The 23538-nt window shown below is 70.8% G+C and carries 16 protein-coding genes; 7 read left to right on the top strand and 9 right to left on the bottom strand.

Features of this window, described 5'->3' with window-relative positions; genetic code table 11:
- The first annotated feature begins 11 nt into the window (after window positions 1-11).
- Both ACVN90_RS17770 and ACVN90_RS17765 read left to right on the top strand, forming a co-directional pair.
- Window positions 12-968: a carbohydrate ABC transporter permease gene (locus ACVN90_RS17770; RefSeq protein WP_475099524.1), complete on the top strand. Its 957-nt coding sequence runs from the start codon at window positions 12-14 to the stop codon at window positions 966-968.
- A 44-nt stretch (window positions 969-1012) separates the two neighbouring features.
- Entirely contained in the window at window positions 1013-2764 is a 1752-nt protein-coding gene (locus ACVN90_RS17765; protein WP_475099523.1) for a type 2 periplasmic-binding domain-containing protein, read from the top strand.
- 351 nt (window positions 2765-3115) lie between these two features.
- Here the strand turns inward: ACVN90_RS17765 and ACVN90_RS17760 are convergent, their stop codons facing one another.
- The 3 genes from ACVN90_RS17760 to ACVN90_RS17750 are packed head-to-tail and all read right to left on the bottom strand — an operon-like array spanning window position 3116 to window position 7159.
- Window positions 3116-3721: a YesL family protein gene (locus ACVN90_RS17760; RefSeq protein ID WP_475099522.1), complete on the bottom strand. Its 606-nt coding sequence runs from the start codon at window positions 3719-3721 to the stop codon at window positions 3116-3118.
- A 7-nt stretch (window positions 3722-3728) separates the two neighbouring features.
- Entirely contained in the window at window positions 3729-4718 is a 990-nt protein-coding gene (locus ACVN90_RS17755; RefSeq protein ID WP_475099521.1) for a LacI family DNA-binding transcriptional regulator, read from the bottom strand.
- A complete protein-coding gene (locus ACVN90_RS17750; protein ID WP_475102150.1) occupies window positions 4712-7159 on the bottom strand; it encodes a glycosyl hydrolase family 95 catalytic domain-containing protein in 2448 nt (815 codons plus the stop codon). Before ACVN90_RS17750 ends, ACVN90_RS17755 begins: the two co-directional genes overlap by 7 nt.
- 115 nt (window positions 7160-7274) lie before the next feature.
- Between ACVN90_RS17750 and ACVN90_RS17745 the strand changes: the two genes are divergently transcribed.
- From ACVN90_RS17745 to ACVN90_RS17735, 3 genes are read left to right on the top strand one after another with little or no spacing between them, the layout of a single operon-like run.
- Window positions 7275-9323, top strand: coding sequence for a beta-galactosidase (locus tag ACVN90_RS17745; protein ID WP_475099520.1), 2049 nt, complete (start codon window positions 7275-7277; stop codon window positions 9321-9323).
- Window positions 9320-11701 (top strand): alpha-xylosidase, encoded by a 2382-nt coding sequence (gene yicI, locus ACVN90_RS17740; RefSeq protein WP_475099519.1) that lies wholly within the window; start codon window positions 9320-9322, stop codon window positions 11699-11701. Before ACVN90_RS17745 ends, yicI begins: the two co-directional genes overlap by 4 nt.
- On the top strand, window positions 11698-14244 hold the full coding sequence (locus tag ACVN90_RS17735; RefSeq protein ID WP_475099518.1) for a glycoside hydrolase family 3 C-terminal domain-containing protein: 2547 nt from the start codon (window positions 11698-11700) through the stop codon (window positions 14242-14244). The genes yicI and ACVN90_RS17735 overlap by 4 nt, the downstream gene beginning before the upstream one ends.
- Here the strand turns inward: ACVN90_RS17735 and ACVN90_RS17730 are convergent.
- Window positions 14228-15184 carry a DUF6807 domain-containing protein gene (locus tag ACVN90_RS17730; protein ID WP_475099517.1) on the bottom strand — a complete coding sequence of 319 codons (957 nt, stop codon included), beginning with the start codon at window positions 15182-15184 and terminating at the stop codon, window positions 14228-14230. The genes ACVN90_RS17735 and ACVN90_RS17730 overlap by 17 nt on opposite strands.
- 180 nt (window positions 15185-15364) lie before the next feature.
- On the opposite strand from ACVN90_RS17730, the gene ACVN90_RS17725 reads away from it, so the two are divergent.
- Window positions 15365-15646 carry a GlsB/YeaQ/YmgE family stress response membrane protein gene (locus tag ACVN90_RS17725; protein ID WP_475099516.1) on the top strand — a complete coding sequence of 94 codons (282 nt, stop codon included), beginning with the start codon at window positions 15365-15367 and terminating at the stop codon, window positions 15644-15646.
- 82 nt (window positions 15647-15728) lie between these two features.
- Here ACVN90_RS17725 and pgm read toward each other — a convergent pair whose 3' ends face one another.
- Window positions 15729-17372: a phosphoglucomutase (alpha-D-glucose-1,6-bisphosphate-dependent) gene (gene pgm, locus ACVN90_RS17720; protein ID WP_475099515.1), complete on the bottom strand. Its 1644-nt coding sequence runs from the start codon at window positions 17370-17372 to the stop codon at window positions 15729-15731.
- Between the two features lie 193 nt (window positions 17373-17565).
- On the opposite strand from pgm, the gene pheA reads away from it, so the two are divergent.
- On the top strand, window positions 17566-18546 hold the full coding sequence (gene pheA, locus ACVN90_RS17715) for a prephenate dehydratase (protein WP_475099514.1): 981 nt from the start codon (window positions 17566-17568) through the stop codon (window positions 18544-18546).
- A 281-nt stretch (window positions 18547-18827) separates the two neighbouring features.
- Here the strand turns inward: pheA and ACVN90_RS17710 are convergent, their stop codons facing one another.
- From ACVN90_RS17710 to ACVN90_RS17695, 4 genes are all read right to left on the bottom strand, one after another.
- Window positions 18828-19892, bottom strand: coding sequence for an LLM class flavin-dependent oxidoreductase (locus tag ACVN90_RS17710; RefSeq protein WP_475099513.1), 1065 nt, complete (start codon window positions 19890-19892; stop codon window positions 18828-18830).
- 126 nt (window positions 19893-20018) lie between these two features.
- Window positions 20019-20660, bottom strand: coding sequence for an NADPH-dependent F420 reductase (locus ACVN90_RS17705; RefSeq protein WP_475099512.1), 642 nt, complete (start codon window positions 20658-20660; stop codon window positions 20019-20021).
- A 71-nt stretch (window positions 20661-20731) separates the two neighbouring features.
- Complete coding sequence (locus ACVN90_RS17700; RefSeq protein ID WP_475099511.1) at window positions 20732-22087, bottom strand: cryptochrome/photolyase family protein; 1356 nt, start codon at window positions 22085-22087, stop codon at window positions 20732-20734.
- Window positions 22088-22154: 67 nt separating this feature from the next.
- Complete coding sequence (locus ACVN90_RS17695) at window positions 22155-23459, bottom strand: diacylglycerol kinase family protein (RefSeq protein ID WP_475099510.1); 1305 nt, start codon at window positions 23457-23459, stop codon at window positions 22155-22157.
- Window positions 23460-23538: the final 79 nt, after the last annotated feature.

The following is a 23538-nucleotide window of genomic DNA, read 5'->3' as shown; positions in this document are numbered from 1 at the left end:
GAGGCCAGGACATGACCACGACGATGACGAAGACGCTCACCACGACGAAGAAGGGCGACACCTCGGCCCGCTATCGCGGGACCGTCGGCGATGCGGTGTTCCGCCTCGCGAACTACGCGCTGTTCCTCCTCTTCGCGCTGATCTGCGCGTACCCCTTCTACTACCTGATCATCAACTCCGTCAGCGCCAACGACATCTCGGCGCTCGGCGACGTGCGCCTGTGGCCCGTCGGGTTCCACCTGTCGAACTACGCCCAGGTCTTCCAGCTGCCGGGCCTGCCGATGGCGACCGTCGTCAGCGTCGGCCGCACGGTGATCGGCACGGCGCTCACGGTGCTCGCGTCCGCGTTCCTCGGGTTCATGTTCACGCAGACCCGCATGTGGGGACGCAAGTTCTGGTACCGCTTCCTGATCATCACGATGTACTTCAGCGCGGGCCTGATCCCGGTGTTCATCATCATGAAGACGCTGGGGCTCACCAACAACTTCTGGGTCTACGTGCTCCCGTTCGTGGTGCAGCCGTTCAACGTCATCCTCGCGAAGACCTACGTCGAGTCGATGCCGAAGGAGCTGCAGGAGGCGGCCGAGGTCGACGGCGCCAACATCCTCCAGGTCTTCTTCAAGGTGTACCTGCCGAACATGACGCCGATCCTCGCGACGATCGCGATCTTCAGCGCCGTGACGCAGTGGAACAGCTTCCAGGACACCCTGATCTACATCACCGACCAGAGCCTGTACACGCTGCAGTACCTGCTCTACATGTTCATCAACCAGGCATCGAGCCTCGCTCAGGCCGCGCAGAACGCCGGCGGCAACATCGGCCAGATCGCCGGACTCGCCACCGAGCAGACGCCCACCTCGATACGCATGACCGTCTCGGTGCTCGTCGTGCTGCCCATCATCTTCATCTATCCCCTCTTCCAGCGCTTCTTCGTGAAGGGCATCATGCTGGGCGCCGTCAAGGGTTGACGGCGGCCACGGACCACCAACAGAACCACCAAGAAAGGAAAGCAATGACGCTTCGAAAGAAGGTGTCCCTGGCTCTCGTGGCGCTGCTCGCCGCGGGCTCGCTCGCCTCCTGCAGCGCGGGCGGCGGAGACGACCAGGGCGCGATCGACAAGTTCCCCGAGAAGTGGGACGAGGAGATCACGATCGACGTGTTCGACGGTCTCGCGAACTACATGGGCGTCCAGCAGGGCTGGTTCGCCAAGATCGTCGAAGACAAGTTCAACATGAAGCTGAACATCATCGCCCCGAACGTCGCGGGCGGCGGTGACACGCTCTACAACACGCGGGTCGCGGCCGGCGACCTCGGTGACCTGATCATCACCGACAAGGGCGAGAAGCTCGACGAGCTCATCGAGGGCGGACTGGTCAAGGACTCGGCGAACTACTACGGCGCGATGGACAATCTCGCGAAGTTCGACGCCGCGGTCGAGCACCTCAACGAGGGCAAGGACGGCGTCTACGGCTTCCCGTCGGCCGTCTCGTCGATCAAGCCCACCGAGCCGTCCGAGGGCCTCAACCCCACCTTCGGCCCCTACCTCCGCTGGGACTACTACAAGGAGGCCGGCTACCCCGAGCTCGCCACCCTCGAGGACCTGCTGCCCGTGCTCGCCGACATGCAGGCCGCGCACCCCACCGCCGACAACGGCCAGCCCACGTACGCCTTCTCGCTGTTCAAGGACTGGGACGGCAACATGATGGTCACGGCCAAGCAGCCCGCGTGCTTCTACGGCTACGACGAGATCGGCTTCGTGCTGGCCAAGGCGGACGGCTCGGACTACCAGAGCATCCTCGACCCCGACAGCGAGTACATCCGCAACCTGAAGCTGTACTTCGACGCCAACCAGCTCGGCCTCGTCGACCCCGAGTCGACGACGCAGAACTACGACACCCTCTTCTCGAAGTTCCAGAACGGCCAGGTGCTGTTCTCGTGGTGGCCGTGGCTGGGCCAGTCCGCCTTCAACACCGAGGAGAACATGGCCGCCGGCAAGGGTTTCGAGATGGTGCCCCTGCAGGACCAGAACATCTTCTCGTACGGCGCCGAGGCGTACGGCGGCAAGCAGGTGTTCGCGATCGGCTCGAAGGCCGAGGACCCCGAGCGCATCGCCGCGTTCATCGACTGGCTCTACTCGCCCGAGGGTGCGTACGCCAACAGCAGCCAGACCGGTGCGTCCGCGGGCCCGAAGGGTCTCACGTGGGACGTCAACGACGCGGGCGAGCCCGAGCTCACCGAGTTCGGCAACGAGGTCTTCCTGCAGGGCGGTGCGACCGTTCCCGAAGAGTGGGGCGGCGGTGAGTACGCCGACGGCGTGTCGGCGCTGAACCTCAGCGCGGTGCTCCCGAACGACACCGACCCCGAGACGGGTCTGCCGTACAGCTACACGTTCTGGCCGACGTACCAGGCCTCGATCGCCAACCCGCTGACCGTCGACTGGTCGGCGAAGATGGGCGGCGCGACCTCGACCATGGAGTACCTGCAGACCAACAACCAGGTGCTGGTCGCCCCGGGTGCGAGCTACGCGGCTCCAGCCGACGACTCCGAGATCGAGACCCTCCGCAACCAGGTCAAGGAGATCATCAAGCAGTTCTCGTGGCAGATGGTCTTCGCCGAGAACGAGGCCCAGTTCGAGTCGCTGCGCGACGAGCTCGTCGAGACGGCGAACGGGCTCGGCTACGAGAAGGTGCTCGACTTCGACATGACCAACGCGAAGTCGCAGAACGACGCGCGCGAAGCCGTGGCAGAGGAGTTCGCAGGCTAGTACGCCGGCACGAATGAAGGGCTCGGGATGCTGCATCCCGAGCCCTTCGTCGTGTCCGCTCGCGCCAGTGTCCTCATCCGAGGAGATCTGCCGAGATGAGGACCCCGGCGTCGGGATGCGTCCGCAGCTGGGCTCTCGTCCTCAGTTGAGGATCACGGATGCTGCGGGCCGGGGCCTCCGTTCCTCGCGTCGCGTCCTCAGATGAGGCGAGGGCGTCGCGTCCTCAGATGAGGCGATGCGCCGAGATGAGGATCCCGGCGTCGGGATGCGTCCGCAGCTGGGCTCTCGTCCTCAGTTGAGGATCACGGATGCTGCGGGGTCGCAGCATCCGTCACCGCGAAGGCCGAAGGGTCAGGCCTCGTGGCGGGTGAAGACGCTGCGGAAGAGGAAGGCCGTGGCGTAGGCGCCGACGGAGAAGCCGATCGTCGCCACGAGGATCGCGACGGGCGGGAAGAGGATCGTCAGAGCGACCGCCGTCACCGGGATGACCAGCACACCGAGGGTGCGCACGGGCTCCGCGGCCGGGAGCAGCAGCGAGTTCTTCAGCGTCTGGCGCACGGGGGCCGTGAGGTATGCGACCTGCGCCATGGCGTAGAGGAACGCGGCGAAGAGGTAGACCGCGCCGATCACCGCGACGACCCCCGCCACGCCCCCGAACAGCGCGGGGTACGAGAACCAGAACACGCTCGAGAACCCGAGCAGCACGGCGGGCAGGAGCAGGCACAGCATCAGCACCGTCGCGCGGCCGAAGTTCGCGCGGAACGCCGGGAAGAAGTCCTTGAGGGGGCGTCCGCTCTCGTCGTCGGAATAGCGGATCGTGACCTCGTACAGTGCGCTCGTCGCGGCGCCGATCGTGACGATCGGCAGGCACACGAGGATGTAGAGCAGGTTGAGCCCGACGAAGGTCAGGAACGTCGAGAAGCCGCCGAGGGCGCGGCTGTCGGGGTCGATCCTCATGCCGCGGTCAGGGTGTCGTAGAGGCGCCGGTCAGCGCCGGCGGCAGCAGCCGCACGGCGGGCTTCGCACCGCTGGAGAGGATCTCGCAGATCATGTCGGTCGCCGCGGCGCCGATCGCCTCGGCGGGCACCGCGATGCTGTCGGCGAGCCCCGGCACCGAGCGGGCCACGTCGTCGGGGCACAGCGCCACGATCGCCGGCTCGTCGCCGCGCTGGCGGCCGCGCTGGGCGATCGTCGTCGCGACGTGGGGGAGGGCGCCCTCGTTGTGCACGAAGAAGCCGGTGATGCCCGGGTCCTCGGTCATCACGGCGTCGACGGTGGCAATGGACTCGGCGGAGCTCGGGCACGCGTGCACGGTGCCCGTCACGCCGTTCGCCTCGCACGCTGCGTGGAAACCGCGGGCCAGGCGGTCGGCGTACGACGTGTGGCGCGACATGACCTCGGGCGGCGAGCCGATGAGCGCGATGCGCTTGTGTCCCAGTGCGACGAGCCGGTCGACGGCGAGCCAGCCGGCAGCCTCGAAGTCGAAGTCCACGCAGGGCACGGCGCGGCGCCCCGCCGGCAGCCCGATGAGCACGCTCGGATGCCCCAGACCCGACAGCGTGTCGATGCGCGGGTCGTCGGACTCGACGTCCATCACCAGCAGCGCGTCGACCATCGACCCCTTCGCCGCGCGCTGCAGCGCCTTCGAGTCGTCGCTCGCGAGCAGCAGGATGTCGTACCCGTGCTTGCGCGCCTGGGTGACGACGCCGGTGACGATCTGCATCACGACGTGCACGTCGACGCCGGTGCGCAGCGGTGCCTGCAGGCCGATGACGTTCGTCGAGCGGGAAGCGAGCGAGCGCGCGCCCGCGTGCGGGCTGAAGCCGAGGCTGTCTATCGCCTTCTCGACGCGGTCGCGCGTCTCCTGCGAGATGGCTCGCTTGCCGCTCATGACGTACGACACCGTCGAGATCGACACGCCCGCCTTCTGCGCGACGTCCGCGATCGTCACCATGAGGTCCCCCGCTCTCCTTGTTCGATCACCCGTGTGGTTCCGGGTGCGAGCTCGTACGTTCCGATCGAACCGTCCGGCCCGTGCACACTCATTGTCACCGCTCGCGCGCCCGCGCGAAGCCGCGCCCCCACGAGTTCGCCGCCGGCCCACTCCACGTCGACCGACACGTCCCCTCGGGAACGGATGCCGCGTACCCGGCCGTCCGGCCACGCCGGGGGCAGTGCGGGCAGCAGTCGCAGCGTGACGCGGACCGGCTCGGCGGCCGCCGCGGCGGGCCCGTCGAACGACTGGACGAGGGCCTCTGCGATCGCCGCGGTCACGCCGAGGTTGCCGTCGATCTGGTACGGCGGGTGGGCGCTGAAGAGGTTCGGGTAGAGGCCGCCGCGGTGCTCCTCGCCGGCGCCGGACTCCGCCGGACGCAGCGCGAGGCGCAGCTGCGTGTGGACGGCCTCGCCGTCGCCCAGACGCGCCTGCATCGCCGCCCGCCAGGCGAGCGCCCAGCCGGTCGATTCCGGGCCGCGCAGACGGATGGACGCGGATGCTGCGCGCGCAAGGCCCGGCGTCGCGTCCGGTGTGATCTGCGCCAGCGGGAACAGGCCGACGAGGTGTGAAAGGTGGCGGTGCTCGGGTTCGGCCTCGACGCGCTCGCGGTCCCACTCGAGGAGGTCGCCGCGCGCCGACACCTGCGGGTCGGGGAGGGCGTCGGTGAGCCGGGTGAGCTCCGCGATCCACGCGTCGTCGAGGTCGAGCATCGCGGCGGCTGTGCGGCACACACTCGCCAGCTCTCGCAGCAGCGCGACGTCCATCGTGGCCGACACCGCGACGCCGCGCTCGCGGCCTTCGGCGTCGAGGTAGTGGTTCTCGGGTGACGTCGAAGGGCTCGTCCACGCGCGCTCGCCGTCTGTCTGGATCCACGACAGCGCGAACGCGGCGGCCGACGCCAGCACCGGCCAGGCCTCGTCGCGCAGGTACGACCGGTCGCGGCCGAACGCGTAGTGCTCCCACAGGTGCAGCGCGAGCCACACGCCGCCGAGCGACCAGTTCGCCCAGGCCGGATCGCCGTGGCCGGCGCCGACGGGCGCGGCGAACGCCCAGGCGTCCGAGTTGTGGTGCAGGGCCCAGCCGTCCGCGCCGTAGAGCTCGCGGGCGACCACAGGGCCCGTCGTCTCGGAGACCCGTCGGGTGAACCGCAGCAGCGGCTCGTGGCACTCGGCGAGGTCGGTCGTCTCGGCCGGCCAGTACGCCATCTGGGTGTTGATGTTGAGCGTGTACGCGCTCGACCACGGACCCGGAAGCTCCGCGTTCCACAGGCCCTGCAGTGTGACCGGCAGCCCGCCGGGCTGCGACGACGCGATGAGCAGGTACCGCCCGTAGTGGAACATGAGGGCGGCGAGAGCCGGGTCGTCGTGCTCCTGCGCGCGGTCGATGCGGGCCACTGTGTCGAGTTCCGCGATCTCGTCCGCCACCGGCAGTTCGAGCGCGCAACGCGCATAGAGCTCGCCGTGCGCCGTTTCGTGCGCGGTGCGCAGGTCGGCGGCGGTCGCGTGCACATCGAAGGACCCACGGATGCCGCGCAGCAGCGCCGCGGCGTGGCCCTCGGCATCGCGGCCGTCGGCCGGGTCGCCGGGCAGCGAGGGAGCAGTGGCGGTCGCGATCGCGAACAGGTGGGTCGTCGCGGAGGCGTCGACGAGCGCCCCGTCGACGACCTCGGAGGCGCCGCGGGCCTGCACCACGATCGCGCCGTGGCGGCCGTGCTCCTCGTCGTAGCGGATGGGTTCGGCGGGGTCCTCATGGCCCGGGGCGACGTCGACGGGAAGCCACCACTCGGTGGCGAGGTCGCCGCCCGCCGACCGCGGCCCCGAGCGCGGGCGCAGCAGCGACCCGACCTGGACGCGCACCCGCACCGGCTCGCTCGCCGCGACCTCGTGCATGACGGCGCCGGTCACGAGATCCGCCCAGGTGCGGTGGCGCACCTCCACATCGCCCAGCGTGTACTGGTGCGTTGCGACGCCGGTAGCGAGTTCGAGGCGCCGGGCATGAACCGCGGGCGCGGGCGCGGGTGGGGCAGCATCCGTCTCCACCGTCAGATCGACCCACCCGAGCGGCAGGTACGCCTGCACCCACGGTGCCTGCATGCCCTGCAGCAGTTCCTCGGCGGCGTCGATGTCGTCGGCGTCGATCGCGGCGCGCACCGATTCGAGCGCCTCCGGACCGCGGGCCGTGACCCCGTCCAGCGGGTCGGCGTCCGCGTGCCCCGACCACGCCGTGATGTCGTTCAGCCACAGTCGCTCGCCGCCGACGTGCCCCGCGCACATGGCACCCCGCACTCCGTTGCCGACCGGATACGCCTCGAGCCATCGCGCCGCGGGCGCCGAGGCGCGCAGCACGTGCAGGGCCTCGGAGAGGGCTGGCGGGACCGCATCATCGCGGCGCGTGGACATCGTCACCCTCGTAGTATACCTTCTCAGTGTTGAAGCGCTTCGAAAGTTCGACGCCCTTCTCGCCGACAATCCCATGACCGCCCGATCGAAACTCAGCGAAGAGGTTCCCCGCTCCATGGCCACCATCTCCGACCCGCGCCGCATCGACGCGTTCTCCGAGATCACCCGCGACCTCGGCATCTGCTTCGGCGGTGACTACAACCCCGAGCAGTGGCCGCGCGAGGTCTGGCGGGAGGATGCCGAGCTCATGGTCCGGGCCGGCGTCAACCTCGTGACCGTCGGCGTGTTCAGCTGGGCGCGCCTCGAGCCGTCGCCGGGCGAGTACGACTTCGCGTGGCTCGACCAGGTGCTCGACCTGCTGCACGCGCACGGCATCGCCGTGGACCTCGCCACCCCGACCGCGTCGCCCCCGCCGTGGCTCGGCATCCTTCATCCCGAAACGCTCCCGGTGAACCCCGACGGTGTGCGCCTCGCCGCGGGGTCGCGCAACCAGTTCACGCCGGCCTCGCGGGTCTACCGCGAGTACGCCCTGGCGATCGCGACCGCCCTGGCCGAGCGCTACGTGGCTCACCCTGCCGTTCGCATGTGGCACGTCGGCAACGAGTTCGGCCAGATCGACTTCGGTGACGAGGCGGCCCGCGAGTTCCGGCTGTGGCTGCGCGAGCGGTACGGCTCCATCGACGCGCTCAACGATGCGTGGGGAACTCTCGTCTGGTCGCAGCGCTACCGCGACTTCGACGAGGTCGTGCCGCCCCGGCGCATGCCGTATCTCGTGAACCCCGCGCAGTCGCTCGACTTCCGCCGATACACGTCGTGGGCGCTGCAGCGCGTCTTCACCGAGCAGCGCGACGCGATCCGCAGGGCCGGGGCGACCCAGCCCGTCACCACGAACTTCATGGGCTTCGAGCCGCTCACCGACCTGTGGGAGTGGGCCGGCGACGTCGATGTCGTCGCCGACGATCAGTACCCCGACCACGCCACCGCCACGTCGTCATCCGACATCGCGCTCGTGCAGGACCTCATGCGCTCGCTGGGCCGCGGCCGGCCGTGGGTGCTCATGGAGCAGGCCGTCAGCGCGACGTCGTGGCGCCCGCACAACCTGCCCAAGAGCCGCGACCGCGCCCGCCTCGACTCACTGCAGGCGATCGCCCGCGGAGCCGACGCGATCTGCTTCTTCCAGTGGCGTCAGGCCCGCACCGGCGCCGAGCGCTTCCACTCGGCGATGCTGCCGCACGCCGGCGCCGACACCGAGGTCTTCGAGACCACGTGCGCGCTCGGCGCCGATCTGCGTCGACTGCGGTCCGTGGTCGGCGGGCGGGTCGCAGCATCCGTCGCCCTGCTCTTCGACTGGCCGTCGCGGTGGGCCGCCGACGAGCCCGGTCGCCCGACGCAGCGCCTCGACACGCTCGAGCAGGTGCAGCGCTGGCACCGCGCGCTGTGGCGCCGCGGCATCGCGGTCGACCTCGTGCGTCCGGGCGCCGACCTCTCCGCATACGCCGCGGTGCTGGTGCCGCACACGTACATCGTGGAGACGGATGCCGCCGCCACCCTCCGTGCGGCGGTGGAACGCGGTGCGAGCCTCGTGGTGGGCCCGTTCTCGGGGGTGTCGGACGGCAACGCCGGCATACTCACCGGGCGCTCGCCGGTGCTGCTGCGCGACCTGCTCGGCGTGAGCGGCGAGGAGTGGGTCGGTCTTCCCGACGCGCTCACCCCGCTCGTCGTGGAGCACACCTGGGCGACCGCCCCCGCGGCGGCCGAGGCATCCGTCCTCGGCGAACGGCTTCGCGCAGACGGCGCCACCGTGCTCGCGCGGTTCGGTGCGGGTCACCTCGCCGGCGCTCCCGCGATCACCCGCCACCGCGTCGGCGACGGCACGGCGTGGTATCTCGGCGCCGTCGTCTCGGACGACGCGCTCGCCGCGGTGCTCGATGACGCCCTCGACGCCGCGGGCGTCGCCGGCGTCACCCCCGACCGCGTGCTGCCCGACGACGTCGAGGCCGTGCAACGCGGCGAGGCCCTCTTCCTCCTCAACCACGGCGAACGGGACCGCAGCGTCACGCTGCCCGGCCGCCGCCACGATCTCCTGTCGGACGCGGACGTCGAGGCGCAGCTGACGCTCGCCCCCGGCGCCGCCATGGTGCTCATCGAAAGGCACGCAGAGTGAAGTTCACCGATGGCTACTGGCTGACCCGGCCCGGCCTCGCCCCGCTGTACGCGGTCGAGGTCGACGACATCCGCGTCGACGAGGCGGCGGGCACGATGACCGTGTACGCGCCGACCGCCGCGATCCGCGATCGGGGCGACACCCTCAACCGCGCGATGCTCACGATGACCTTCTCGGCGCCGGCGCCGGGCGTCGTCAAGGTGCGGGTCGAGCGTCACGCGGGCGCCGTGCACCGCGGTCCCGACTTCGAGATCTTCGGCGCGGAGGGGTTCCGGCCCGCGATCACCGTCGGTGACGACGAGGGCGTGCTCGACGCCGGCCCGCTGAAGGTGCGCGTCGGCCGCGCGGCTGGCCAGTGGCGCGTCGACTTCCTCGAGGCCGACGGACGCGTGCTCACGAGCTCGCTGCCGCGGTCGATCGGCCACTTCACCGACACGACGGGCAAGAACGGCACCGCCGCCACCGCGGGCACGGCAGGCACAGCGGGCACAGCCGCCGGGGGCACGAAGCCGACGTGGGTGCACCAGCAGCTCAGCATCGAGCCGGGCGAGCGCGTCTACGGACTCGGCGAGCGCTTCGGCGCCTTCATCAAGAACGGCCAGGTCGTCGACACGTGGAACGCCGACGGCGGCACCTCCAGCGAGCAGGCGTACAAGAACGTGCCGTTCTACCTCACCTCTCGCGGGTACGGCGTGTTCGTCGACCACCCCGAGAACGTCTCGTTCGAGGTCGGCAGCGAGGTCAACTCGCGCGTGCAGTTCTCGGTCGGCGGCGAGTCCCTCGACTACTACGTCATCGCCGGCCCCGAGCCGAAGGACGTGCTGCGCCGTTACACCGCGCTCACCGGCCGGCCGGCGCGCGTGCCCGCGTGGTCGTTCGGACTGTGGCTCACGACATCCTTCACCGCCAGCTACGACGAAGACACGGTCAGCGCGTTCGTCGACGGCATGGCCGAGCGCGACATCCCGCTGTCGGTATTCCACTACGACTGCTTCTGGATGCGCGAGTACCAGTGGAGCGACTTCGAGTGGGACTCCCGCGCGTTCCACGATCCTGTGGGGCAGATCGCCCGCATGCACGAGCGCGACGTGCACGTGTCGTTGTGGATCAACCCCTACATCGCACAGCGCTCGGCGCTCTTCCGCGAGGCGGCCGACAACGGCTACCTGCTCAAGCGCACCGACGGCAGCGTGTGGCAGTGGGACATGTGGCAGGCGGGCATGGGGCTTGTCGACTTCACGAACCCGGATGCCGCGGACTGGTATGTCGCGAAGCTGCAGGGCCTGCTCGACCAGGGCGTCGACGCGTTCAAGACGGACTTCGGTGAGCGGATCCCGGTCGAAGGCGTCGTGTGGCACGACGGGTCCGACCCGCACCGCATGCACAACTACTACGCGAAGCTCTACAACGAGGTCGTGTTCCGCGCGCTCGAGCGGCACCATGGCGTCGGCGACGCGGTCGTCTTCGCCCGTTCGGCGACCGCGGGCTCGCAGCAGTTCCCGGTGCACTGGGGCGGCGACAACGACTCGACGTTCCTGTCGATGGCCGAGTCCCTCCGCGGCGGGCTGTCTCTCGCGATGTCGGGCTTCGGCTACTGGAGCCACGACATCGGCGGATTCGAGGGCACGCCCGATCCGGGCCTGTTCAAGCGCTGGCTCGCCTTCGGCCTGCTGTCGTCGCACTCGCGGCTGCACGGCTCGTCGTCGGTGCGCGTGCCGTGGGCTTTCGACGAGGAGGCCGTCGACATCGCCCGCGCGTTCACGAAGCTCAAGATGCGGCTCATGCCGTACCTCGCGGGTGCCGCCGAACAGGCACACCGCTGCGGGACCCCGATGATGCGCCCGATGGCGCTCGAGTTCCCCGGCGACCGCTCCGGGTTCGACGCCGACACCCAGTACATGCTGGGCGACGCGCTGCTGGTCGCCCCGATCTTCACCGCCGACGGCAGTGTCGAGTACTACGTGCCCGAGGGGGAGTGGACCTCGCTCCTCGACGGATCCATCGTCGACGGCCGCCGGTGGGTCTCCGAGACCCACGGCTACGACTCGGTGCCGTTGCGCGTGCGTCCGGGCACCGTGCTGCCCTTCGGCGCCGACGACAGCCGCCCCGACTACGACTGGTCGGACGGTGTGACGCTGCGGTGCTTCGAGCTGCCCGACGGCTATGACCGTGAGACCCGGGTGCCGGGCCACGACGCCAAGGGATCCATCGACGGCGTCGGAGCGACGACGTTCCGCGTGCGTCGCGAGGGCGCCACGGTCATCGCGTCGACGGACGACGCGCACGCCCCGTGGGCGCTGCAGGTGGGGGAGAGGATCGCCCGGGCCGCAGCATCCGGAGAGATCCGCATCCAACTCGACGAGGAGACCGCACGATGACTGACACGATCACGGATGCTGCGACCATGACGCTCCCCGACGACCAGACGCCCGTGTTCCGGCAGGTCGACCAGCCGCTCGCCACCCGCGCTCGCGACCTGCTCGACCGGCTGACACCCGACGAGCGCATCGCGATGCTGCACCAGGCCGCGCCCGCGGTCGAGCGGCTCGGCGTGGCGGCGTGGCACACGGGATGCGAGGCGCTGCACGGTGCTGCGTGGCTCGGGCGTGCGACGGTGTTCCCGCAGCCGGTCGGCCTCGCCGCGACGTGGGACACCGAGCTCGTCGAGAAGGTCGGCGAGGTCGCCGCGATCGAGGTGCGCGCGAAGCGCGCCGAGAACCCGCTGGTGAGCCTCAACGTCTGGGCGCCGGTCGTCAACACGCTGCGTCACCCGGGGTGGGGCCGCAACGAGGAGGGCTACTCCGAAGACCCGCACGTGACCGCGGTGTTCGGCACCGCGTACTCACGGGGGCTTCGCGGCGACCACCCGCGCGTGTGGCGCACCGTGCCCGCGCTCAAGCACTTCCTGGCCTACAACAACGAGACCGACCGCTCGACGACGTCGTCCGAGATGTCGCTGCGCACGCTCCACGAGGAGGAGCTGCCCGCCTTCCGGCAGGCGATCGAGGAGGGCGTCGCGGGCGGCATGATGCTCGCGTACAACCGCGTGAACGGCGTCCCGGCGCACACGCAGCCCGAGCTCGTCGCCGAGGCCCGGACGTGGTCCGACGAGTCGATCGCGGTGGTGTCGGATGCCGGCGCCCCGACCTTCCTCGTCACCACGCAGCGCACCCAGCCCGACCACGTGCACGCCGCGGCGGCCCTCGTGACCTCGGGGCTCGACTCGTTCACCGACAACGACGCGAACGCCGCTCCCACCATCGGGTACGTGACGGAGGCGCTCGCCGAGGGCCTGCTCACCGCGGACGACGTCGACCAGGCGGTGCTGCGGCTGCTCGAGCTGCGCCTCCGCACCGGCGAGTTCGACGGCGACGCCGACCCGTACGCGGGGATCGGCGTCGACGCCATCGACGCGCCCGGAGCCCGTGAACTCGCTCGGGAGGCGGTGGTGCGCTCGGTCGTCGTGCTGCGGAACGACGCCGGCGTGCTGCCGCTCTCCCGGGCGTCACGGGTCGCGGTCGTGGGCCCGCTCGCCGACCTCGTGCTCACCGACTGGTACGCCGGCACCCCGCCGTATGCGGTCGGGATCGGCGCGGCCGCCGCAGAGCGGTTCGGTGAAGCCGAGGTCGTGACCGGCGCCGACACGATCGCGCTCCGGGCATCGTCCAACGGACGGTACGTCGTGGCCGACGCCGACGGTTCGGTGGTCGAGGCGGCCGGCGACGCCGCGGCCGGCGACGCGCTGTTCGACGTGACGGACTGGGGCGACGGCATCCTGACCCTCCGCTCCCACGCGAGCGGACTGCTGCTCACCGGTGCGAAGTGGCCGATGCGCGCCGACGCCACCCGCGTCGGCGAATGGGTCGTGCAGGAGAGCTTCCGCAAGCATGTCCACCCCGACGGCACGTGGTCGCTGCTGCACCTCGGGTCGGGGCGGTGGCTGCGGGTGTTCCGCGATTCGGGGTTGCTCGCCGCCGAGGCCGTCACGCTCGACAAGGCCGAGCGCTTCGGCGTGCGTGTGGTGCGATCGGGCGCCGCGGCGGTGGTCGAGGCTGCCGCGCGTGCCGACGCCGTCGTCGTCGCGGTCGGCAACGACCCGCACCTCAACGGCCGCGAGACCGAGGATCGTCCGCATCTGCGCCTTCCCGCCGCGTGGGCCGAGCTGTGGCGCGCGGCCCGCGAGGCGAACCCGCGCGCCGTGCTCACGATCGTGTCGAGCTACCCCTACGTGCTCGAGGGCGTCGAGGCCGAGACCGTCGTATGGTCGAGCCACGGCGGGCAGGAACTCGGGCACGGCGTGATCGACGTGCTCTCGGGCGACCGTGAGCCGTCGGGCCGCCTCTCGCAGAGCTGGCCCGCCACCGAGGAGCAGGCGGGCGACCTGTTCGACTACGACACCCTCCGCCAGGGTGCGACCTACCGTCACCAGCCCGACGAGCCGACGTTCGCGTTCGGCCACGGGCTCACGTACACGTCCGTCGTGTACGAGTCGGTTTCGCTGACGGATGCTGCGACCCCCGCGCCCGCGCCGACCCACCGGCACGCCGGCTTCGCGCCGCGCGCCGACGAGTCCGTGGTGAACGCGGTGGTGCGGATGCGCAACTCCGGCGACCGCGACGCCGAGGAGCTCGTGCAGCTGTACGCGCTGTCGTCGGGCCTCCCGCTGCCGACGCCGCGGCGACTGCTCGTGGCTTATCGCCGCGTGCTGCTCGCGCCCGGCGAGACCCGCGACGTGGAGCTGTCGTTCTCGCCCGCGCGCCTCGCCGTGTGGGACGACGCCGTGCGCCTCCCGGGTACGGTCGACGACTGGCTGCACGCCGGCGCGCTGCGCGTGCAGCCCGGCACGTATGCGATCGCCGCAGGCCCGTCGGCGTGGGATCTGCCCGTCCGGGCCGAGCTCGAGATCACGCCGACCGAGTAACCCGTGCCTGAGCGCGGCGCAGGGCTCCGAGCGCGAGCTCCTCCGCGAGAGCCCGCGTCTCGTCCGGAGTCCACACGCGGTCGCCGAAGACGTGACGATGCGCGAGCGACACGTCGGCGCCCGGGGCCAGCACCACGTACTCGTCGAACGACGGGGACGGCGCCAGCACCGGGATCGGCGCGCTCCGCACGAACCAGCGGATCGGCGGCGCACCGGTCGACGTGCCCGCGAACGCGAGGATCGTGGCACCGCCGTCGACGTCGTCGTGTTGGCCCGAGAAGGCCACCCACGGCGCGACGCGGCCCATGACGCCGTCGTCGCCGGCGTCGTCAGGGAAGCCGCCCGCCAGGACACGGCCGCCGGTCCACGCCCGAGGCATCCGGATCATGAAGCCGGTGTAGCCGGCACCGGGGCGTCCCTCGGTCGTCGGGCTGCCGAGCTCGAGCTCGCGGCCGGAGACGTTGCGCAGCGTCGTCGAGAAGTCGAGCACCCAGAGGCCGCGGTCGGTGTCGACGCCGTGGAAGCGGTGGGTGCGAGTCTCGGTGATCCACTCCTCGCCGTTCTGCGTGATCCACGTGAGCTCCTCGGTGAACGCGACCTCGGATCCGGCGTCAGCGACCGTGGTGAAAGCGTCGTGGCGGATGCTGCCGACGTTGTCGAGGAGTGCGTAGTCGCCGTGCTCCGGCCGGAAGGTGTTGCCGCCCCAGAAGTTCTGACCCGAGACGTGGGTCCACGTCATCTGCAGGCCCTTGTGCCACCGGTGATCCCACGGGCGGAAGCCGGTGAGCAGCGCGCCGTCGAGCGCTCGCAGCGGGTGCAGGAAGGGCTTGGGTCCCTCCGAGATCTCCCCGCCGGGGTCGAACGCGTAGCGCGCGATGTCGACGCCGGCAGCGGTGACGGTCAGGTCGGTCTGGTCGAGGCGGAGGGTGAGGTCGGTCACCGCCCCATTGTGGCCCAGATCCTTGGAAAGCGTTTGCCCACTGCGCGGACGCGTAATGTACCGCTCCCGAGGCTCGAGCGGTAGAGGCCTCCGCGTGGGGAAGCGCGGCGATAGCGTCTTCGTCATCTCATACGAGACACCGCACCCCCCGCGGCGTCCACGAGACAGAAGGAGAGAAACATGCTCTGGACCATTCTCGGCCTGATCCTCATCGGCCTCATCGCCGGTCTCATCGCTCGCGCCATCATCCCCGGCAAGCAGAGCATGGGCATCCTGCTGACGATCGTCCTCGGAATCGTCGGCTCGTTCGTCGGCGGCTTCCTCGGCTTCCTGCTGTTCGGCAGCGACCCCAACGGCGGCTTCCTGCAGCCGTCGGGCATCATCGGCTCGATCCTCGGCTCGATCGTCGTGCTGGGTCTCTACGTGCTCTTCACGCGCCGCCGCGGCGTCAACCGCGCCTGACCGGCTGCCCCGGGCTCGAACCCCTCGCCCGGACCTGTGCGCTCCCTCGCACGGGTCCGGGCGTCGCTGTATGTGGCGGCGGTCAGGCGCCCGCGAGCGCCTCCGACACCACCTCGCGGGCCTCGGCCTGCACCTGCGCGAGGTGTTCGGGGCCGCGCAGCGACTCGGCGTAGAGCTTGTAGACGTCTTCGGTGCCCGACGGGCGGGCGGCGAACCACGCGTGCTCGGTCTGCACCTTGAGGCCGCCGATCGCGGCGCCGTTGCCCGGCGCGTGCGAGAGCTTCGCGGTGATGGGCTCACCGGCGAGCTCGGTCGCGGTCACGGCTTCGGGGGCGAGCTTGCCGAGCGCCGCCTTCTGCGCAGGGGAAGCTGGAGCATCCACGCGCTGATACGCCGAAGCGCCGAACTCGGCCTCGAGCTCGGCGTAGCGCTGCGAGGGCGTCTTGCCGGTGACGGCGAGGATCTCGGATGCGAGGAGGCACAGCAGGATGCCGTCCTTATCGGTCGTCCACACCGAGCCGTCCTTGCGGAGGAACGACGCGCCCGCCGATTCCTCGCCGCCGAAGGCGACCGATCCGTCCAGCAGCCCAGGCACGAACCACTTGAACCCGACCGGAACCTCCAGCAGTTCGCGGCCCAGCGATTCGGCCACGCGGTCGATGATCATCGAGCTCACCAGGGTCTTGCCGATCGCGGCATCCGTCGGCCAATCCGGCCGGTGCGAGTACAGGTAGTCGATCGCGACGGCGAGGTAGTGGTTGGGGTTCATGAGGCCGGCGTCGGGCGTGACGATGCCGTGGCGGTCGGCGTCGGCGTCGTTGCCGGTGAGGATGTCGTACTCCTCGCGGCGGCCGATGAGCCCGGCCATCGCCGACGGCGACGACGGGTCCATGCGGATCTTCTCGTCCCAGTCGAGCGTCATGAACTTCCACGTCGGGTCGACGTCGGGGTTCACGACCGTGAGATCGAGGCCGTGCACCTCGGCGATGAGCGCCCAGTATTCGACCGACGCGCCGCCCAGCGGGTCGGCGCCGATGCGCACACCGGCGGAGCGGATCGCGTCGACGTCGATGATGTTCGCGAGGTCGCGCACGTAGGCGTCCCGGAAGTCGTACTCGCCCAGCTTGTCGCCGTCGATGTCCTTGAACGGCGTGCGGGCGACGCCCTCGAGGCCGGCCGCGATGAGCTCGTTCGCGCGGTTCGCGATCCAGCCGGTCGCGTCGGTGTCGGCGGGGCCGCCGTTCGGCGGGTTGTACTTGAAGCCGCCGTCGCGCGGCGGGTTGTGGCTGGGCGTCACGACGATGCCGTCGGCGCGGGTGGGATCCGCGGCATCCTTCCCGCGGTTGAAGGTGAGGATCGCGTGGCTGAGCGCGGGGGTGGGCACCCATGAGTCCCGCGAGTCGACCCGCACGTCGACGCCGTTGGCGACGAGCACTTCGATGGCGCTGCGCTCGGCCGGCAGCGACAGACCGTGCGTGTCGCGGCCGAGGAAGAGCGGGCCCTCGATGCCCTGAGAGCGCCGGTAGTCGACGATCGCCTGCGTCGTGGCGAGGATGTGGTTCTCGTTGAAGCTGGCCGACAGGGACGAGCCGCGGTGACCGCTCGTCCCGAACGCGACCCGCTGCTCGGGGACGGCGGGGTCTGGCTTGACGTCGTAATAAGCGGCGATCAGCTCATCGATGTCGATGAGGTCGGATGCTTCGGCGGGCTGTCCTGCGCGAGTCATGCGTCCCAGTCTGCCCGTCCTCGGCCCGCCGTGCACGATCCGTGACGCCGGTGCCCGGTTCGCAATTCAGGATGAGCGCGGCGTGGGATCGGCGGCGCTCCCGGATTTCCGCGGGCTGGCTGGATGTCGCACCGCGTTCATCCTGAATTGCGCACGGGATCGGGCGGACATGGCCCGGGCTAGGCTGGCACGCGTGACTTCCGAGGTCGCCTCCGCCGAGGCATCCGTTCCCGTCCGCCGCACGTACAGCTACCTGGGGCCCGCGGGCACGTTCACCGAGGCGGCGCTCGCCCAGGTGCCCGAGGCCCGCGGCCAGGAATGGCGTCCCGTGCGCAACGTGGGCGAGGCGCTCGCCGATGTCGTCGACGGCCGCTCCGACGCCGCGATGATCGCGATCGAGAACTCCGTCGACGGCGGTGTGTCGACCGCGCAGGACGCCCTCGCCACCGTGCCGGGGCTGCGTATCGTGGGCGAATACCTCGTGCCGGTCGAGTTCGTGCTGGTCGGGCGCCCGGGCGCGCGACTCGAGGACGTCTCGCTCATCGCCGCGCACCCGGTCGCCTACGCGCAGTGCCTGCAGTGGCTCTCGGCCGCACTGCCCGCGCACGCGCACGTGCCGGCGGCGAGCAATGTCGCGAGCGCGATGAGCCTCCTCGACGGATCGAGCGACGCGGACGCGGCGATCGCGCCGCCCGGGATCCTCGAGCACCACCAGCTCGAGCTGCTCGCCTCGAACATCGGCGACAATCCCAACGCCGTCACCCGGTTCGTGCTGGTCAGCCGCACCGTCGTGCCCCCGCCGCCGACCGGCGCCGACAAGACCTCGCTCATCGTCGAGCTGCCCGACGACCACCCCGGCGGCCTGCTCGAGATGCTGGAGCAGTTCGCCACCCGCGGCATCAACCTCTCGCTCCTGGCATCGCGCCCGATCGGCGATGAACTCGGCCGGTACCGCTTCGTCGTCGACGCCGACGGGCACCTCGAGGACGAGCGCATGGCCGACGCCCTGATGGGGCTGCGCCGCTTCAGCCCCCGGGTCACGTTCCTCGGGTCGTATCCGCGTGCCGACCGCACCGTCGTCCGCTATCCCGAGCGCTACGCCGACGACGTCTTCGTCGAGGCGCGCGATTGGTTGCGGGGTCTCATCTCCGGGGAGCCCGAAGTTCAGGACTAGGACTTAAGACCCGGCGTTCGGAGCCTGCCCAACCACCGGCCAGCGCAGGTGCGAAGTCCGGACTTCGGCGCTCTCGGGGCGTCTCATGCCCGGCTTGTCCGGACTTCGGTGGGGTGTGTTCGAACGCGTGGGTTCGGCCGGCGTCAACGGTGGGTGCGAAGTCCGGACTTCGCACGCTGCGAGTTCTGCGATCCCGCGTTGTCCGGACTTCGCTCAGGAGTGCACGCCGGGCGATCCCATTCCGCCGACTTCTGCGGTGGGCAGCAGGGCCGCGCCCGGTACTAGAGCCCCAGCTCGGCGGCCAGCAGCTCGAGGGTCTGCAGGCGGCCGGGTGCGGCATCCATCGGCTCATTCTCGTACGACCCCGCGATGGGCGAGATCATCACCTCGTCGACGCCGTGCTTCGTGGCGAAGGAGCGGAGATCGGATGCTACGGCCGACGCCGTGCCGACGAACCACTTCGCGCGGGCCGAGGCGATGAACGTGTCGCCCAGGCCGGCGAAGTCGGCCGCGTTCGCGAGGGCGTGCTCCACCGTCTCGAGCGGAACCAGCGGCTTGTTGGTGCGCAGCCGCGCCGTCATGCGCAGGTTCGGCAGGGCGCGCTCCTCGGCTTCATCCTGCGTCGATGCGACCAGCACGTTCGCGGTGAGGAAGGTCCGCGGTGCCGGGAGTGCCTCCGACGGCACGAACGCCGAGCGATAGAGGTCGAGCGCGCGCTCGAGGCCCTCGCCCGAGAAGTGGTTCGCGAAGACGTACGGCAGACCCAGCGACGCGGCGAGCTGCGCCGAGTAGTCGCTCGACCCGAGCAGCCACACCTCGGGTGTCGTCGTCGCGGCGGGCGTCGCGTGCACGTCGTAGGTGCCGCCGGACGTGAATCGCAGCGAGGCGCCGTCGGGGGCGACGAGGGAGAGGATGTCGCGCACGTGGTCGGGGAACCGCTCGACGTCGCTCGTCGTGCCGCTCTGGCGCAGCAGCTGCGTGATCACCGGGTCGGATCCGGGCGCTCGCCCGAGCCCGAGATCGATGCGACCCGGCGCGAGAGCCTCCAGGGCCGCGAACTGCTCGGCGACGACGAGCGGGGAGTGGTTCGGCAGCATCACGCCACCCGACCCGAGCCGGATGCGCGACGTTCGCGCGGCGGCCGCCGCCGCGAGCACCGGCGGCGTCGTCGACGCGACTGCCGGCATGTTGTGGTGCTCGGCGAACCAGTACCGGCGATAGCCGAGTCGATCCGCCGCATCCACGAGGGAGAGGGATGCCGCGACCGCCTGCGCGCTCGTCTGCCCGGTGCGCACCGGAACGAGGTCGAGAACGGACAGGGCCGGGGCGGAGGTCGCAGTGCTCATCGTCTTCTGCAACCCCGCGCCCCGGCATCCGCATTCCGGATCTTCGATTTTGGCGAGTCGCCGGAATCGGTCGCTGGTGGGTGGGCTTCGTGGCGACTCGCCAAGAAGCGCCCCCACTGGGCAGGGTTACGGCAGGCGGTTGGCCTTGGCGAGGTTGTCGCGCAGCTCGCCGGCGGTCTGCGCGACGACGTACGCGGGGCGGTCTCGCTCGAGGCGCCACGATTCGCTCAGGGGACCCGCGCTCACGGTGTCGAAGCCCAGCGCGTCGTAGACGCCGGTGACGAACTCGATCGCATCGGCGTCGTCGCTCGCGGTGCCGAGGGCACGGCGCTGCGGGTCGCCGGCGGCGAGCCCGCCGGCGTTGATGTCGGACGCGTACAGGTGGTTGAAGGCCTTCACGACCTTCGACGAGGGCAGGTGCTCCTGGAGGAGCCCGGACGTCGTGGCCTCGCCGCGGTCGAGGGCGTCGATGCGGCCGTCGCGCTCGAAGTAGTAGTTGTTCGTGTCGAGCACGATCTTGCCGGCGAGCGGCTCGACCGGGACGTCCTTCAGCGCCTTGAGCGGCACCGTCACGACGGCGATGTCCGCAGCCGCGGCCGCGTCGACGGCGGTCGCCGCGCTGACCTGGGGTCCCAGTTCGTCGACGAGTCCCGTGAGGCTCTCGGGTCCGCGAGAGTTCGAGATCACGACGTCGTAGCCGAGTCCCGAGAAGGCGCGGGCGAGCGCGCTGCCGATGTGTCCTGCACCGATGATTCCGATCGTGGTCATGACGGCGGCAACCGCGGGGCGCAGCATCCCATTCCGGAATTCCGTCACGGGACGTAACCCGCGCCGCGCGCTCAGCGGCGCACGGCCCGCTTGACGTGCTCGTAGGCCTCGAGCGCGGCCTTGCGCGTCTCGCCGAGATCGACGAGCGGCTCGGGGGCGTCGTCGCCGAGCGCATCGGGTGCCCACTCGCGCACGTAGTGTGCGTCGGCGTCGAACTTCTTCGCCTGCAGTTCGGGGTTGAAGATCCGGAAGTACGGTGCCGCGTCGGCACCGGAGCCCGCAACCCACTGCCAGTTGAACGGGTTGTTGGCCTCGTCGGCGTCGACGAGCGTGTCCCAGAACCACTCCTCGCCGCGCCGCCAGTCGATGAGCAGGTTCTTCACGAGGAAGGACGCCGCGACCATCCGCACGCGATTGTGCATGTAGCCGGTCGTCCAGAGCTCGCGCATCCCCGCGTCGACGAGCGGGACGCCCGTCTGCCCGTGCTGCCACGCCGCGAGGTGCGTCGGCTTGATCCGGGGCCACGGGAACGCGTCGAACTCCGGCCGGAGGTTCTTCGTCGCGAGCGCGGGGAAATGGAACAGCGTGTGCCACGCGAACTCGCGCCAGCCGAGCTCCGAGAGGAAGCGTCCGCCATGCCCTGCCTCGACCGTCTCGTGCCACACCGTGAACGGGCTCACCTCGCCCCACCGCAGCCGCGGCGACAGCAGCGACGTCGCACCGGCCGCCGGCTCGTCACGCGCGCGGTCGTATACGGCGAGGTCGTCGTCGAGGAACTCGCGCAGACGCCGTCGTGCCGCGGGTTCGCCCGGCTCCCACGTCTCGCGCAGCCCGCCCGCCCAGTCCGGGTTGCGGGGGAGCAGTCCCCATTCATCGAGGGAGTCGGATGCTGCGCCCCGGCGCACGCCGTCGAGCTCGCGCGCCTCGGGCAGAGGTGCCCGAGGCGACGGCAGCGCGAGGCACGCGCGCCAGAAGGGCGTGAACACGGAGAAATGCGTTCCGGCGCCCGTCTTCACGGTCCACGGCTCGAACAGCAGCGATCCCGCGAAGGAGCCGACCTCGACGCCCTCGTCCCGCAGCCCCGCCTTGAGCGCGGCGTCGATCTCGCGCTCGGGACCGCCGTAGCGCCGGTTCCAGAAGACGGCGCCGGCCGAGGCATCCGTCACCACTTCCCGAACGACGCGCTCAGCCGGGCCGCGCCGCAGGACGAGGGTCGCGCCGCGCTCGCGCAATCTCTCGTCGAGCGAGGCGAGGGAGTGATGCAGCCACCAGCGTGCGGCGCCGCCGAGCGCGCGGATTCCGGGCGACTCCTCGTCGAGCACGTAGAGGGCGATGATCGGCTCACCACGGTCGATCGCCGCGCGCAGCGCGGGGTTGTCGGCGAGGCGGAGGTCATCGCGGAACCACACGATCGACGGGCTGGCCATGGCCCCATCCTCGCCCGCCGGCCGTCGCGCGCGCCCGGCATTGACAGGCGGGCGCGCGTCTGTCTCGTCAGAGGTCGTCGGTCGTGTGCCCCTTGGGAACCACGACGAGAAGCGCCGAGGCCGCGACCCGGGTCTTGACCGAGAGGGCCTCGCCGAATTCGTCGCCGTCGAGCTGCACGGGACGCGGCTCATGCGTCGCGAGCTCGATCCCCGCGCCCCTCGAGTAGATGACGGAGTTGTCCTTGGTTCGCAGCGACAGCACGCGGCGGCCGGCGCGGAAGCGTCGCAGGAAGCTGTTGTCCCAGGCGACGCGGCGCCACACGAACAGCCAGCCGAACAGGCCCTTGGGCTGGAAGATCACGATGTCGAGTGACCCGTCCGCCACCGATGCCTCCGGGATGAGGTCGAGGCCGGCCGGCAGCTTGCCGCAGTTCGCGAACAGCACGCTCTGCACGCGGGACGAGTGCAGCCGGTGTCCTGGCAGCTCGTAGACGACGCGGAAGGGCTTCGCGTTCGGCAGCGACCGTGCCGCGCCGTCGACGTACGCGACCCAGCCGACGGTCTTCTTCAGCTGCGGGTTCGTGTTGGCGATCATCGCCGCGTCGAGCCCGATGCCGCCCATCACGACGAACGCGTGCTCGGCCGTCGTGCCGTCGGGGCGGGCGAGCTCGGTCCACCCGACGTCCATCGCGAGGGTGTCGCCGTCGAAGACCGCCTGCACCATCGCGGTGGGCTCGGTGAGAGGGAGCTTCAGATTGCGGGCCAGCAGGTTGCCGGTGCCACTGGGGACGATCGCGAGGGGAACGCCGGTGCCGCTCATCGCCTCCGACACCGCGCGCACCGTGCCGTCGCCGCCCGCGACCAGCACGGCGTCCACGCCCTCCTCGAGCGCCTGACGCGTCACGTCGTCGCCGAGGTCGTCGACTGTCGTCTCGTAGAAGAGCGGCTCCGACCAGCCCGCCTGCGCCGCGAGGCGGGTGACCGTGTCGCGGAGCGAGGCGGCGTCGACCTTGATCGGGTTGTACACCAGCGCCGCCTTCGGCGAGGGGCGCTCGCCGTTCTCCGAGATCGGTCGGGTGGCGCCCTCCTGGCCGACGCGACGCGCGTGGCCGCTCCCGTCCTCGGCCGAGTCGGGCGCGACGTCGCCGGGCTGGCGGATCACGTCGTCGGGCTCGGCGGCCTTCTCGGGGTCGGGCGCGTCGGCACCGGACGATGACACGGAGGCCGGGGGCGCAGCATCCGTCATCCCCTCCTGCACCTCGGCGAGATCGAGCTCGGAGGTGTCGGGGCCGTCGGCGTAGATCTTGTCGGCGGGGTGGGGAGTGAGGTCGTCGGGGCGATCGCCGTCGCTGGATCCGGATGCCGCCGCCATGAAGTACAGATTAGGACCCGGAGGGGTCCCCGGGCGCAAACGACGTGGAGATACCTGGTCGGGTGCCGGTTCGCGGTCG

It is taken from the genome of Microbacterium sp. F01 (assembly GCF_056156365.1).
The sequence above is the reverse complement of the archived record's forward strand: the minus strand, read 5'-3'. Positions and strand labels throughout refer to the sequence as shown.

What these genes read in the sequence shown, in the direction of transcription:
- ACVN90_RS17770 (WP_475099524.1), top strand. Translation starts at nt 12, where the DNA reads ATGACCACGACGATGACGAAGACGCTCACCACGACGAAGAAGGGCGAC.
- ACVN90_RS17765 (WP_475099523.1), top strand. Translation starts at nt 1,013, where the DNA reads ATGACGCTTCGAAAGAAGGTGTCCCTGGCTCTCGTGGCGCTGCTCGCC.
- ACVN90_RS17760 (WP_475099522.1), bottom strand. Translation starts at nt 3,721, where the DNA reads ATGAGGATCGACCCCGACAGCCGCGCCCTCGGCGGCTTCTCGACGTTC.
- ACVN90_RS17755 (WP_475099521.1), bottom strand. Translation starts at nt 4,718, where the DNA reads ATGGTGACGATCGCGGACGTCGCGCAGAAGGCGGGCGTGTCGATCTCG.
- ACVN90_RS17750 (WP_475102150.1), bottom strand. Translation starts at nt 7,159, where the DNA reads ATGTCCACGCGCCGCGATGATGCGGTCCCGCCAGCCCTCTCCGAGGCC.
- ACVN90_RS17745 (WP_475099520.1), top strand. Translation starts at nt 7,275, where the DNA reads ATGGCCACCATCTCCGACCCGCGCCGCATCGACGCGTTCTCCGAGATC.
- ACVN90_RS17735 (WP_475099518.1), top strand. Translation starts at nt 11,698, where the DNA reads ATGACTGACACGATCACGGATGCTGCGACCATGACGCTCCCCGACGAC.
- ACVN90_RS17725 (WP_475099516.1), top strand. Translation starts at nt 15,365, where the DNA reads ATGCTCTGGACCATTCTCGGCCTGATCCTCATCGGCCTCATCGCCGGT.
- pgm (WP_475099515.1), bottom strand. Translation starts at nt 17,372, where the DNA reads ATGACTCGCGCAGGACAGCCCGCCGAAGCATCCGACCTCATCGACATC.
- ACVN90_RS17710 (WP_475099513.1), bottom strand. Translation starts at nt 19,892, where the DNA reads ATGAGCACTGCGACCTCCGCCCCGGCCCTGTCCGTTCTCGACCTCGTT.
- ACVN90_RS17705 (WP_475099512.1), bottom strand. Translation starts at nt 20,660, where the DNA reads ATGACCACGATCGGAATCATCGGTGCAGGACACATCGGCAGCGCGCTC.
- ACVN90_RS17700 (WP_475099511.1), bottom strand. Translation starts at nt 22,087, where the DNA reads ATGGCCAGCCCGTCGATCGTGTGGTTCCGCGATGACCTCCGCCTCGCC.
- ACVN90_RS17695 (WP_475099510.1), bottom strand. Translation starts at nt 23,459, where the DNA reads ATGGCGGCGGCATCCGGATCCAGCGACGGCGATCGCCCCGACGACCTC.